This is a genomic window from Leisingera sp. G5_S3_59_S7 (genome assembly GCF_054968485.1).
This window is the reverse complement of sequence record NZ_JBQKUH010000088.1, coordinates 1-12076: the sequence shown is the minus strand read 5'-3', so window position 1 is coordinate 12076 and position 12076 is coordinate 1. Positions and strand designations below refer to the sequence as shown.

The following is a 12076-nucleotide window of genomic DNA, read 5'->3' as shown; positions in this document are numbered from 1 at the left end:
TATATCAGCCAGGCTTGGACCAGAGCATTCAGCACCTACCCCTCCTGATCGACGACCCGCCAAAGCCAATGCTCGCCCCCCCCGATTGACATGACAACATCGTCCAGATGCCAATTTCTGCCGAGCTGCCAGCTGACCGGCCGCAATTGTTGTTGCGCGTTTTCTTCCTAACTTTTCAGCCTGGGCCCACATTTTCTGATGCGATACGATGATACCCAGCTTAGCAAGAAGATCCTCTACCATCCGAAGGCTGCGCAGAAACCGGAAGTACAGCCAGACAGCGCAAGCAATCACTTCGGGCGGGCAACGGTTGCCGCGACAGAGGCAGGCGTCGGTCATGCCGCCACTTCGCACTTTTTTGCGGGCAGCCGCATTAACTTTATAGCCCCTCCCGCGACGCTACTTCCTCAATGCAGGCAGCCCCACGCCAGTGGACTGGAAACCGCCGTCCGAAGCGATCGTCTGCCCGGTCACGTAGCTGGCCTTGTCCGAACACAGGAAGACGATCACCGATGCGATTTCATCCTCCGACCCGTAGCGGTTCAGGGGGATAGCGTCGTGATAGGCATCGATGATTTCTTGGCTGTGCACGGCCATTGCGAGCTTGGTCCGCACCGGTCCGGGCGCCACGCAGTTTGCGCGTACACCGTGTTCCCCCAGCTCTGCCGCCTGCTGCTGCGTCAGGTGGATCACCGCTGCCTTCGAGGTGCCATAGGCCACCCGCAGGGTTGAGGCTCGCAGCCCCGAGATCGAGGCGATATTGACGATCGCCCCCGCGGTTTCCTTGAGATGCGGGATCGCCGCCTGGCTGCACAGGAACACGCCGTCAAGGTTGGTCTCCATCACCCGTCGCCATCGGTCGAAGCCGGTCTCCTCGATAGGTCCGAAATCGGCCACGCCCGCATTGTTCACCAGCGCGTCGATGCGGCCAAAGTGATCCGCGCATTCCGCCATCATCGCCGTCACCTGATCCGGCTGCGACACATCGCAGACAACCGGCAGCACATTGTCCAGCTGCGCCGCTTCCGCCATCAGCGCCTCGCCGTCGCGGTCGATCATCGCGACCTGCCGCCCCTCGGCAAGAAACTGTTTGGTGGCGGCCAGCCCGATACCGCGGGCGGCACCGGTGACAATCACGGTTTTTCTGGTCATGGCAAATTCCTCAGTTGGCAGGGCCGGACAGGCCGATGGACAGTTGCGGGAACAGCCCGATCACCGCCAGCCCCAAGAGGCAGGCCAGCAGGAAGGGCATCGCCCCCCGCGCGACCCGTTCAATGGGCAGCCGGGTGACATTGGCAGCGACATACAGGTTGATGCCGACCGGCGGGGTGATCAGCCCGATGGCCAGATTGACCATCACCAGCACCCCGAACCAGACCGGATCCCAGCCCAGTTCGCGGGCCACCGGCATCAGGATCGGCAGGCAGATGAACATTACCGTGACCGCATCCATGAACATGCCCGCAACCAGCAGGATCAGCATGATCACCAGCAGGATCACCCATTCATTACCGCTCAGCCCCAAGAGCACCCCGGAATAACTGCCAACCAGATCCTCCACCGTGACCACCCAGCCAAAGAGGCTGGCATAGGCCACTACCAGCATCACCGTGGCAGAGGATGCGGCAGCATCGCACAGCGAATTGTAGAGCCCGGCAATGGTCAGCGTCCGGTAGACCAGCCCGCCGACCAGCAGCGCATAGACCGTGGCTACCAGCGCCGCTTCGGTCGGGGTGAAGACACCGGAGTAGATGCCGCCCAGGATCACCACAGGGGTCATCAGCCCCCAGAAACTATCCTTGAACGATAGCCACAGCCGCAGCGCATAGGGCCGGTCCTCATGCGGCGCCGGGCTAAGCGCCTGCAGCGAGGGCGCATCGCCGCCCGCGCCGCCGCGACGCTTGGCCAGCGGCAGCGTCAGCAGCATCATTAGTCCCATGAAAAGCCCGGGCAGGATCGCCGCCAGGAACAGGTGCGAGATCGAGGTCTCGGCAATCACCCCGTAGATCACCAGCCCGATCGACGGCGGGATGACGATCGACAGCGCGGCGCCGGTGCAAACCAGCCCGGCGGCATAGGCGCGGGGATAGCCGTCTTCCTCCATGCCCTTGATGATCATCGGCCCGATCGCTGCGACCGAAGCCGGGCCGGATCCGCTCACCGCGCCCCAGAATAGGCAGACGGCAGTGCCGACGATGCCCATGCCGCCCGGCATCGAGCCGATCAGCACCCGGAAGAAGCGGATCATCCGCTCGGCAATGCCCAGCGAGCCCATCAGCGTACCCGCCAAGATGAAGAAGGGGATCGCCAGCAGCGAGAACTTGGTGATACCGGTGGCGATCAAATCGCCTGCCAGTTCCAGCCCGAAACCGATCTGCCACATGGCGTAAAGCGCTGACAGCCCCAGCGACATCGCCACCGGCACCCGCAGCGCCAGCAGCAGGAAGAACAGGATCACCATTTCGGTGCCGGCCGGCAGGCCGGGGATCAGGTCAGACATCGGGGATCACCTCACGCTCATCGCCCGTCACCCAGACCTCCCAGGCATGCTGCAGGTAGCGCACCAGCACCAGCGCAAAGCCAATGGGCACCGCGGCCTGGTAGTACCAGGCTGGAACGCCGAGACCGTAGGAGCGCAGCCCGTTGCTGATCAGGTTCGCCACCGCCTGCCACGAAAACCACGCCGACAGCGCCAGCAGCAGCGCCGCGGCCAGCACCGACAGCACGAACACCGCGCGGCGCAGCACCGTCGGCAGCAGGTCGTAAACCAGCCCGACCGCCAGATGCTCGCCGCGCCGTGCCGCAATGGCGGCACCGAACACGGTCAGCAGCAGAAAGCCGCTGGTCAGCAGTTCCTCGGTTGCGGCAAGCGAATAGCTGGTGCCGTAGCGCACCACCACATTAGCAAAGCCGAGCAGGGTCATGGCAAGAAAGATCACCGCGCAGATGATCTTCTCGGCCTCGCGCAGGATGAAGGACATCCCCTCCTCCTTTGGTTTGAAGATCACTGCGGGCCGTCCGTATGGGACGCCCCGCAGCCTTGGGCTGAATTATTCGGCGCCGCTGATGGCGTCTTCAAAGGCCTGGACCAGCTCCGGACCGACTTTCGCCGCCCATTCGTCATAGGCGGGCTGGGTTGCAGCCTTGAAGGCGGCCAGTTCCTCGGCCGTGGGCTCATAGACCTCCATGCCCTTTTCGCGGAGGAAATCGATGCCCGAAGCCGTCGCATCGCGCGAGATCTGGCGCTGGTAGGCCATTGCCTCATCCGCCGCCGCCTTCAGCTTGGCCTGCATCTCCGCATCATAGCTGTCCCATTTCTTCTGGCTGATGCCGATGAAGATTGGGTCGTATGAATAGTGCCAGGTTGTCAGGTATTTCTGCACCTCGTAGACCTGCTGCGGGATGATCACCGCGCCGATCGGGTTTTCCTGGCCGTCCACCACACCCTGCTGCAGCGCGGTCAGGGTTTCGCTCCACTGCATCTGCTGCGGGTTGGCGCCCAGTGCGTTCATCACGTCGATATACATCGGCCCCGCGACCCGCATGTTCAGGCCCTTCATGTCCTCGGGGGTCTTTACCGGGCGGCTGTTGTTGGTCACCTCGCGGAAACCATTCTCGCCCCAGGCCAGCACGATGATGCCCTTTTCCTTGAGGATGGCTGCCAGCTTTTCCCCCGGTGCACCCTGGGTGGTGGCATCCACCTGGTCATAGTCCGAATAAAGATAGGGCAGCGAGAATACCGCCATCTCCGGCACGAGCGGGGTGACGTTGATCGCCGAGGTCACCACCAGATCCAGCGCCCCTCGGCCGGTCATCTCGGCCTGTCGCATCTGGTCGCCGCCTGCCAGCTGGGCATTGGGGAAGATCCGCACGCTGATATCACCGCCGGTCGCATCTGCGATCAGATCGGCGAATTTCTCCGCTCCCTTGTGCCAGGTGGTGGTGTCGCCGGTGTTGTGCGACAGGCGCAGGGTTTCGGCCGAGGCTGCCGCCGCCATCACCGCCCCCGCCAGGGCGGTTGCCAGCACAGTTTTGCCCAGTTTCGAAATTGTCATCTTGCTCTCCCAGATTTCGGACCGGTCCAACCCAGCCGCACTGGGCTCCTCTGTCCGGTCATAGATCCATATACTGTATCGACTGAAGATCCACATTATGGAACACGTTCACTGTCACGATTTTATTGCCACGATCAAGAAGAACTTGCAATATTCCTAAATACCCAAATGATGGGCGGCAACTTACGAACCCGGGGACAAGGAGAGGGCCGATCGGGTCCACATAATGGAACACTCTAAGGGCGATAGCAGCGCAGCCGCACTGGCCGGCAGCCAGACCGTGGACCGGGCACTGGCCTTGCTCGGCATGGTCGGGCGGCGGCCCTCCGAGGGCGCAAGCCTCAGCGAACTGGTCGCCGAAAGCGGCCTCAACAAGCCCACCGTGCGGCGGCTGCTGCTGGCGCTCATCCGCAACGGGATGGTCGAGCAGAACGAGCAGACGCGGCGCTACTTCCTTGGCGAAGAAGCTTATATTCTCGGGACTTTTGCCGCCCACCGGCACGGGCTGCTGGAACTCTCCTACGAGCCCCTGGCGCGGCTCGCGGCGGAGACAGGCGATGCGGCCTTCCTGTCAGTCAGGCGCGGCTTCTCCGCTCTCTGCCTGCACCGCGAGGAGGGCACCTACCCGATCCGCACCTTTGCGCTGATGACCGGGCGGCTGCACCCGCTAGGCGTCGGCGCAGGCTCGCTGGCCATGCTCTCCGCCCTGCCTGCTGCAGAGGCGGAGACCGCGCTTGAAGCCAATGCCGCGCTGCTGGCCTCGGAGTACCCGCAGCTGCCGCCCGGCCGAATCCGAAGCTGCATCGCGGAGACGCGCAGCACCGGCTATGCGCTCAATCCTGGGCTGGTCTTTCCCGATTCGTGGGGAATCGGCGTGGCACTGCACCGCCCCGACGGCAGCCTGGCCGGCGCCCTGTCGCTGGCCGCCATCGAAAGCCGGATGCAGCCGCCGCGGCGGGCCGAGCTGGCGGCGCGGCTGCAGGAGGCGGCCCAAAGCATCGAAACGAAACTCGCGCAGCTCTATGCCGCGCGCACCCCCACCTGAGGAGGACACTATGAGCGAAGCACAGATCATCGGATGGGGGCATACGCCGTTCGGCAAATCTACGCTACCCGGCACGGAAGAGCTGATGGCCGCTGCTGTCACCGAGGCGCTGGAGCACGCAGGCATCGCGCCGCAGGACGTCGACGGCATCTTTGCCGGCGTGTTCAACAATGGCTTCTCGCAGCAGGATTTCCAGGCCGCGCTGGTGGCAATGGGCGACGAGCGTTTTGCCCACACCCCCGCCACCCGTTTTGAAAACGCCTGCGCCACCGGTTCGGCGGCGCTGCACGGGGCGCTGGATTTCATCGCCGCGGGCCGGGGCCGGATCGCGCTGGTGGTGGGTGCGGAAAAGATGACCGCCACCCCCACGCCCAAGGTCGGCGACATCCTTCTGGGCGCTTGCTACCGAAATGAAGAGGCGGAAACAGACGGTGGCTTTGCCGGGCTGTTCGGCCAGATCGCGGCCGGCTATTTCCAGCGCTATGGCGACAAGAGCGAAGAACTTGCGATGATCGCCGCCAAGAACCACGCCAATGGCATGGCCAACCCACTGGCTCATATGCGCAAGGATTTCGGCACCGCCTTCTGCAACACTGTATCCGACAAGAATCCGCTGGTCGCAGGCCCGCTGCGGCGCACCGACTGCTCGCTGGTCTCCGACGGAGCGGCGGTACTGGTGCTGGCAGACCCGGAAACCGCGGCCGCCATGCAGCGCGCCATCGCCTTCCGCGCCCGCACCCACGCCAATGAGATCATGGCGCTGTCGCGCCGCGACGTGCTGGAATTCGCTGGCGCCCGCCGCGCCTGGGCTGCCGCCTTTGACCACTCCGGACTGACCCTTGATGACCTGTCGCTGGTGGAGACCCACGACTGCTTCACCATCGCCGAGATGCTCGAATACGAGGCAATGGGCCTGGCCGAACGCGGCCAGGGCGGCCGGGTGATCCGCGACGGCATCACCGCCAAGGACGGCAAGCTGCCGGTTAATGCTTCCGGCGGGCTTAAATCCAAGGGCCACCCGATCGGCGCCACTGGCGTGTCGATGCATGTGATGGCAGCAATGCAGCTGATGGAGGAGGCCGAAGACATGCAGATCCCCGGCGCCGAAATCGCCGGCGTGTTCAACATGGGCGGCGCCGCGGTCGCCAATTATGTATCGATCCTGGAGCGGGTAAAATGAGCACCAGCCTGCCCCAAGCCATCACCCCGGTTTCCTCCCGGGTGATGAACCTGTCCCATCTGCTGACCGAAAGCGCCCGCCGCCACTCCGATGAAACCGGCTTTGTCTGGGGCGACCGGACCTGGAGCTGGGCCGAAATGGAGGCTCGCTCCGCTGCCTTTGCCGCCGCCCTGTCGGACCGCTTCGAGCTCGGCAAGGGCGACCGCCTGCTGGTGCAGTCGGCCAACAACAACCAAATGTTCGAGGCGATGTTCGCCTGCTGGCGTATCGGCGCGATCTGGGTGCCAGCCAACTTCCGCCAATCGCCGGATGAACTAGCCTATCTGGCCGAAAGTTCCGGTGCCAAGGGCATGCTGTGCGGTGCCGAGTTCCCCGGTCATGCAGCGGCCTGCAAACGGCTGCGCTTTACCATCGGCATCGGTGAAGGTCTTGGAGACAGCTACGAGACGTTGGTGGCGGAATACCGCGGCCAGGCGCAGACCGCGGTGGCGGTGGACCGGGACGATCCCTGCTGGTTCTTTTTCACCTCCGGCACCACCGGGCGGCCCAAGGCAGCGGTGCTGACGCATGGCCAGCTCGCCTTTGTCGTGACCAACCACCTCTGCGACCTGATGCCAGGTACGGGCCCCGAAGACGCCTCAATCGTGGTGGCGCCGCTCAGCCACGGCGCCGGCATCCACCAGCTGGCGCAGGTCGCTCATGGCGCCAAAACGGTCCTGCCCGCCGGGGCGAAGTTCGACCCGGACGAGATCTGGGGACTGGTGGCAAAATGGAACGTCAGCAACCTGTTCACCGTGCCGACCATCGTCAAGCTGCTGGTGGAACACCCGTCGGTGCATCAGCACGACCATTCCAGCCTGCGCTACATGATCTATGCCGGCGCCCCAATGTACCGCGCCGACCAGGTCCGGGCGCTGCAGGTGCTGGGCCCCAAGCTGGTGCAGTATTTCGGCCTGGGCGAGGTGACCGGCAACATCACAGTGTTGCCCCCGGGCCATCATTCGGCCGATGATGCGGCCATGCGGATCGGCAGCTGCGGCTTTGCCCGCACCGGCATGCAGGTACAGATCCAGGACAGCGAGGGACGCGAGGTGGCGCCCGGCGAAACCGGCGAGATCGCGGTGATCGGCCCCGCCGTCTTTGCCGGCTATTTCAACAACCCCGAAGCCAACGCCAAAAGCTTCCGCAACGGTTGGTTCCTGACCGGCGACCTCGGCCATATGGACGCCCGGGGCTTCGTCTACCTGACCGGCCGAGCCTCCGACATGTATATCTCCGGCGGCTCCAACATCTACCCGCGCGAGATCGAGGAAAAGATCCTGCAGCACCCGGCAGTGTCCGAAGCAGCGGTTCTGGGAATCCCGGATCCGGTCTGGGGCGAAATCGGTGTCGCAGTTTGCGTCGCCCGCACGGACGCAAGCATCACCGGCGAGGGGCTGCTGGAATGGCTTGACGGCAGGCTCGCCCGCTACAAGATGCCCCGCCATGCGGTGTTCTGGGAGGAAATGCCCAAAAGCGCCTACGGCAAGATCACAAAGAAGATGATCCGCGAACAGCTGATTGCCCGCGGCAGCCTGCCCGAACCGGCGCCGGCACAATGAACACGCTGCAAGAGCTGGCACACCCAGGCCCCCGTGCGGCAGACCGCTATGCCGCCCTGCCCTGCCGGGCGCAGCCGGTCACACTGCGGCTGGCGGCCGGGCTGCCTTTCGACCAGGCGGTGGTACAGGGATTTGCAGCGGCCGGGTTTACCGCGGGCTATCTTAGGCTGCCACCTGCGCGGTTTGCCCGGCTTACCTATGTCATCCCAGCGCCTGCCCCCGGCGACGGCCGTGCCGCTTGGTATAGCAAACCCCATGTGTTGATGGATGCCGCCGCCTCGGAGGCCGGACTGCATCTTGGCAGCAAGGCAGGCGCCCCCTTTCTGCATTGCCACGGGCTGTGGTGCACGCCGGGCGGGGATCTGCGCATGGGGCATCTCCTGGCGCCGGAATCGGTGCTTCGCGAGGATGTGACCGCAACCGGCTGGGGCCTGTCGGGTGCCGCGCTGGATGTGGCGCCGGATCCGGAAACCGGCTTTGACCTCTTTGCGCCTGTAGCCGCAGAAGCAGCCGACGAGATCGGCGCAGGCGCCCCTGCCCTGCTCTGCACCCTGCGGCCAAACGAGGATCCGCATAGCCTGCTGCCGCAGATCGCACGGGGCTTGGCGCCGTTAAGGATCGAAGGGATTGGCAGTCTAGTCCACACGCGTTTCACCAGCGGCACACTCGACAGCTACGCAACCGAAGTACTGCTGCGTACCAGTTGTGTCGCTGGCGACAGCACCACCCTGAATGCCGCTTCGGTCGGGTTCGACGGAACTCCCATGACTGGCGTTCTGCGCCCTCATGCAAACCGCATCTGCATCACCGCCGAGTTGCTGCTGATTGAGGCGGAAGCCTGAAAGGGGGATTGCCAAGTCGTTTGGGCGTTCTGATCGGGTTAAGCGACCGGCATGAAAAAACCATCCTCACTGCCGCGCCTGAAGGGGTTCCGTTTTCCTCGCGAGATCGTCGCATATGCGGTCTAGGTCTATCATCGATTTGCCCTCAGCGCGGCGGATGTCGAGGATCTTCTGGCCGAACGCGGTGTAGTCGTCAGCCGCGAAACCATTCGCCAATGGGTCAACCGCTTTGGCCGCTTCTTCGCCGATTGCATTCGGCGCGACCGGCCCGGCACGGCCGACAAATGGCATCTGGACGAAGTGGTCATCCCGATCAACGGCCGGAAATTCTGGCTCTGGCGGGCGGTGGATGCGAAGGGGGATGTCCTCGACATTCTCGTCCAGCCACAGCGGAATGCCAAGGCGGCAAGGCGGTTTTTGACAAGGTTGATCGCTCGGTATGGCGAACCCCGCGTCGTGATCACAGATAAATTGCGCAGCTATTTCAGACCGGTCTGCGATCTTGCGCCGGGCTCGGATCATCGCGCGCACAAAGGCTTGAATAACCGGATTGAAGGATCCCACAGGCCAACCCGAAAACGCGAGAAACTGATGGGGCGGTTCAAATCGCCCAAGCAGGCTCAAAGGTTTCTAGCAGCCCACGACCAGATCAACACCGTCTTTTGTCCCCGCCGCTATCAACTTTCCGCCGTCTCGTACCGCCACGCCAGGGCCGATGCTTTCGACCTCTGGAACAGCTATGCTGCCGAAATAAGCGCCTGACGGGCCGAGGTCTCGCCTTTCTCAATCACACCCAAACAACTTGGCAATCCCGGTTGGCGGCATCTTCTATTTCAACTATCCCGGCGGAACCGGCCTGATCAGCGGATCGGTCTTCGGCCGGCTCGCCGGGGAGCATGTCTTGGGCGGGTAGAGACAGATTTTTCCGCTTAGCAATTTCGATCGGCACAGACTGCCCGACCGGTGGGCAGCTTCCGCCGAAACGATGTGAATCGCGCAAGCCGGAAACCTTCCGGGCAGGTCAGCTGTGAAAGGCACCTGCGACGTCCTTGGCTTTGACCAGGCTGCGCCCTTCGCAAATTACCGTGCCATCCGGCGCTGTGCAGCTGGCCCACAGATCCACGAGGTGTTTCTCCGGCCGCAGCCGGGTGATTTCAACCTTGGCTTCCAGCTCGGTGTCCAGCGGAGCGGGCGCCTTGAAGGCGAGATCCTGTTTGAGATAGTTGGTGTCCGATCCCGGCAGTTCCACCCCAAGAAGATATGAGAACAGCGCCGCGATCAGCGGCTCCGGCACAGTGCCGACACTGGCACCGCTCAACGCCGCATAAGCCTCAAGGTCTTTCCGGCTGTAGCTGCGTGTGATCCGCGCCGATTGGCCTATCGTCAGCATGTGATCTCTGCCTCTCCAACCAAACACTCCGCGCCATCCGCCACCCGCGTGACCCGCATCATCACGCGGCCCGGCGACTTTTGCGCGATCCGCAAGCTGAGTTCCTCGCCTTCAAAAGCCGGGTTCGGAAACATCAGGCTTTGGCTGACCTGAGTGATTTCAGCGTCATGCCGCTTGAGCATCCCCCAAAGCTTGGAATAGATCAGCATCCCGTGGCTCACCGTGCGTCCAAAACCTGTTCCGGCGCAGAACGCGGGATCCACATGGATCGCATTGTCATCGCCCGACACTTTTGCGAAGGTATCAAACTCCGCTTGCGCTGGGGTCCAGTGTTCCTGAAGCTCAATCATCGCTGAATTCCTCCCGCAGCTTGGGTTTGCAGACTTTGCCTGCAGCCGTGCGCGGGAAATCTTCAACGATCCTCACATGTGCAGGGACCTTGTACCCGGCAATCCGTTCCCGGCACCACGGGCGCAGGGTTTCAGGCTCAACGGTCTGGCCCGGGCGCAGCATCACGAAAGCCGCGCCTGCTTCCCCCCACATCTCATCCGGCACGCCGACAACCGCGGATTCAAGAATGGCAGGGTGGGCATTCAGCACCCGCTCGACTTCGGCGGGATGAACGTTTTCGCCGCCCGAGATGAACATGTCCTTGATGCGGTCGACGATGTAATAATAACCATCCGCGTCGCGCCGCGCGACATCGCCGGTGGCCAGCCAGCCATCCCCGGTAAGAGCCTTCTCCGTCGCTTCCGGGTTGCCGAAATATCCAGGCGTGACCCCTGGTCCGCGAACCTGCAGTTCGCCCGCCCCTTCGGTCCCATCCGCCACCCCGGCCAGACGAACGTCCACAAGGCTCTGTGGTCTTCCGACGGATCCGATTTTCTCTGCCGCATTGGCCGGATCCATCAGGAAAACGGTCGGACCGGTTTCGGTCATCCCCATGCCGTTCAGCACATTAGCCCCCATTGAGCCGAAGAAGCGGATCAGCGGTTCCGGCAGCGGCGCCCCGCCGCAGCCGCAGCGGATCGAAGACCAATCCAGGTCTTCGATGCCCGGCATCAGCGACAGGGCCTGGTACACCGCCGGCACCGCGAAGAACTGGTTGATCCGCCCGGATGCCAGCAGGCCCTGGACCGCTTCGGCCTCGAATTTCGGCAGGATGGCTGAGCTGCCGCCGGTCAGGAAAACCGGCAAGGTGTACAGGTTGATACCTGCGGTGTGAAACAACGGCAGAAAGCACACCGCCCGGTCCGTTAATGCAATATCGATGGCCTGCCCGATGTTCACGGTATTGGCCCAGGCCATGCGGGCCGTTTGGATGACCGCCTTGGGCAAGCCGGTGGTGCCGGAGGTGAACAGCAGGTACCACGGCCGGTCAGACGGCACGGGCGCCTGCAATGCCGGGCCGCCTTCCCTGATCCAGCCGCCAAGATCGTCCTCGATTGTCAGGACCGGCGCGCCAGCGCCCGCCGCGGCCTCGCGGGCAGTGTCCTGAAACTCCGCGTCCGTCAGCAGCAGTGAGATACCGGCCTGATCCAGGGTTTCCACCAATTCCGCTGCCGGCTGCCGCCAGTTCAGCGGGCACAAGATGACCCCGGTCTTCTGGCAGGCAAACAGCGCAATGAAGAACTCGACCCGGTTCTGGCAAATAATGGCAACGCGGTCGCCTTCGGCCAAGTTCCGCGCCCGGAAACCCGCCGCGACGGCATTCGCCGCATCATTGATCTGGGCAAAGCTCCAGCCGCTGCCGGTCGCTGTATCGTGAAAGGCCAAGGCGCCGGGCGACATTTCCGCCCGTTTTGCCGCCATATCCGGGATCAAATCAAACATCGCACTTATCCGGTTGAATGAAGAAATTCTGCCATGCGCGACAGGGTGTCAATGAGCGTTCAAAACTGGCTCTGACTCAGTTTTGGTGCAACTTCGGCCTCCCTCAGATCAGAGCGCTTGAACGAGCCGC

At 63.4% G+C, this 12076-nt stretch carries 11 protein-coding genes and 2 pseudogenes; 5 read left to right on the top strand and 8 right to left on the bottom strand.

The annotated features are described in order from the left end of the window. From ACTRWG_RS21730 to ACTRWG_RS21710, 5 genes and pseudogenes are all read right to left on the bottom strand, one after another. Positions 1 to 339: pseudogene (locus tag ACTRWG_RS21730) on the bottom strand (hypothetical protein); the annotation flags it as partial. Positions 340 to 399: 60 nt separating this feature from the next. Further along, entirely contained in the window at positions 400 to 1152 is a 753-nt protein-coding gene (locus ACTRWG_RS21725; protein ID WP_027233603.1) for an SDR family NAD(P)-dependent oxidoreductase, read from the bottom strand. A 10-nt stretch (positions 1153 to 1162) separates the two neighbouring features. Further along, positions 1163 to 2500: a TRAP transporter large permease gene (locus ACTRWG_RS21720; protein ID WP_027233604.1), complete on the bottom strand. Its 1338-nt coding sequence runs from the start codon at positions 2498 to 2500 to the stop codon at positions 1163 to 1165. Next, positions 2493 to 2981, bottom strand: a complete 489-nt coding sequence (locus tag ACTRWG_RS21715) for a TRAP transporter small permease (RefSeq protein ID WP_027233605.1) — start codon at positions 2979 to 2981, stop codon at positions 2493 to 2495. The genes ACTRWG_RS21720 and ACTRWG_RS21715 overlap by 8 nt, the downstream gene beginning before the upstream one ends. Positions 2982 to 3050: 69 nt before the next feature. Continuing rightward, positions 3051 to 4055, bottom strand: coding sequence for a DctP family TRAP transporter solute-binding subunit (locus ACTRWG_RS21710; RefSeq protein WP_027233606.1), 1005 nt, complete (start codon positions 4053 to 4055; stop codon positions 3051 to 3053). Positions 4056 to 4281: 226 nt separating this feature from the next. Here ACTRWG_RS21710 and ACTRWG_RS21705 point away from each other — a divergent pair, with 226 nt between their 5' ends. The 5 genes and pseudogenes from ACTRWG_RS21705 to ACTRWG_RS21685 all read left to right on the top strand — a co-directional run bounded on the left by ACTRWG_RS21705 (position 4282) and on the right by ACTRWG_RS21685 (position 9485). Next, positions 4282 to 5100 carry an IclR family transcriptional regulator gene (locus tag ACTRWG_RS21705; RefSeq protein WP_027233607.1) on the top strand — a complete coding sequence of 273 codons (819 nt, stop codon included), beginning with the start codon at positions 4282 to 4284 and terminating at the stop codon, positions 5098 to 5100. Positions 5101 to 5110: 10 nt separating this feature from the next. Further along, positions 5111 to 6280, top strand: a complete 1170-nt coding sequence (locus tag ACTRWG_RS21700) for an acetyl-CoA acetyltransferase (RefSeq protein WP_027233608.1) — start codon at positions 5111 to 5113, stop codon at positions 6278 to 6280. Further along, a complete protein-coding gene (locus tag ACTRWG_RS21695) occupies positions 6277 to 7881 on the top strand; it encodes an acyl-CoA synthetase (protein WP_027233609.1) in 1605 nt (534 codons plus the stop codon). Before ACTRWG_RS21700 ends, ACTRWG_RS21695 begins: the two co-directional genes overlap by 4 nt. Continuing rightward, on the top strand, positions 7878 to 8723 hold the full coding sequence (locus ACTRWG_RS21690; protein ID WP_027233610.1) for a PPC domain-containing DNA-binding protein: 846 nt from the start codon (positions 7878 to 7880) through the stop codon (positions 8721 to 8723). Before ACTRWG_RS21695 ends, ACTRWG_RS21690 begins: the two co-directional genes overlap by 4 nt. Positions 8724 to 8774: 51 nt before the next feature. After that, positions 8775 to 9485: pseudogene (locus tag ACTRWG_RS21685) on the top strand (IS6 family transposase). 259 nt (positions 9486 to 9744) lie between these two features. Here ACTRWG_RS21685 and ACTRWG_RS21680 read toward each other — a convergent pair. Genes ACTRWG_RS21680 through ACTRWG_RS21670 form a run of 3 tightly spaced genes read right to left on the bottom strand, consistent with a single transcriptional unit; the run spans position 9745 to position 11946 of the window. Then, a complete protein-coding gene (locus tag ACTRWG_RS21680) occupies positions 9745 to 10113 on the bottom strand; it encodes a hotdog family protein (protein ID WP_027233612.1) in 369 nt (122 codons plus the stop codon). Next, positions 10107 to 10463: a MaoC family dehydratase gene (locus ACTRWG_RS21675; RefSeq protein WP_027233613.1), complete on the bottom strand. Its 357-nt coding sequence runs from the start codon at positions 10461 to 10463 to the stop codon at positions 10107 to 10109. Before ACTRWG_RS21675 ends, ACTRWG_RS21680 begins: the two co-directional genes overlap by 7 nt. Next, positions 10456 to 11946 (bottom strand): class I adenylate-forming enzyme family protein, encoded by a 1491-nt coding sequence (locus ACTRWG_RS21670; RefSeq protein ID WP_462829929.1) that lies wholly within the window; start codon positions 11944 to 11946, stop codon positions 10456 to 10458. The genes ACTRWG_RS21675 and ACTRWG_RS21670 overlap by 8 nt, the downstream gene beginning before the upstream one ends. Positions 11947 to 12076 lie beyond the last annotated feature (130 nt).

Coding starts and splice junctions, on each gene's coding strand:
- ACTRWG_RS21695 (WP_027233609.1), top strand. CDS start 6,277: ATGAGCACCAGCCTGCCCCAAGCCATCACCCCGGTTTCCTCCCGGGTG.
- ACTRWG_RS21690 (WP_027233610.1), top strand. CDS start 7,878: ATGAACACGCTGCAAGAGCTGGCACACCCAGGCCCCCGTGCGGCAGAC.
- ACTRWG_RS21705 (WP_027233607.1), top strand. CDS start 4,282: ATGGAACACTCTAAGGGCGATAGCAGCGCAGCCGCACTGGCCGGCAGC.
- ACTRWG_RS21700 (WP_027233608.1), top strand. CDS start 5,111: ATGAGCGAAGCACAGATCATCGGATGGGGGCATACGCCGTTCGGCAAA.
- ACTRWG_RS21680 (WP_027233612.1), bottom strand. CDS start 10,113: ATGCTGACGATAGGCCAATCGGCGCGGATCACACGCAGCTACAGCCGG.
- ACTRWG_RS21720 (WP_027233604.1), bottom strand. CDS start 2,500: ATGTCTGACCTGATCCCCGGCCTGCCGGCCGGCACCGAAATGGTGATC.
- ACTRWG_RS21725 (WP_027233603.1), bottom strand. CDS start 1,152: ATGACCAGAAAAACCGTGATTGTCACCGGTGCCGCCCGCGGTATCGGG.
- ACTRWG_RS21675 (WP_027233613.1), bottom strand. CDS start 10,463: ATGATTGAGCTTCAGGAACACTGGACCCCAGCGCAAGCGGAGTTTGAT.
- ACTRWG_RS21670 (WP_462829929.1), bottom strand. CDS start 11,946: ATGTTTGATTTGATCCCGGATATGGCGGCAAAACGGGCGGAAATGTCG.
- ACTRWG_RS21715 (WP_027233605.1), bottom strand. CDS start 2,981: ATGTCCTTCATCCTGCGCGAGGCCGAGAAGATCATCTGCGCGGTGATC.
- ACTRWG_RS21710 (WP_027233606.1), bottom strand. CDS start 4,055: ATGACAATTTCGAAACTGGGCAAAACTGTGCTGGCAACCGCCCTGGCG.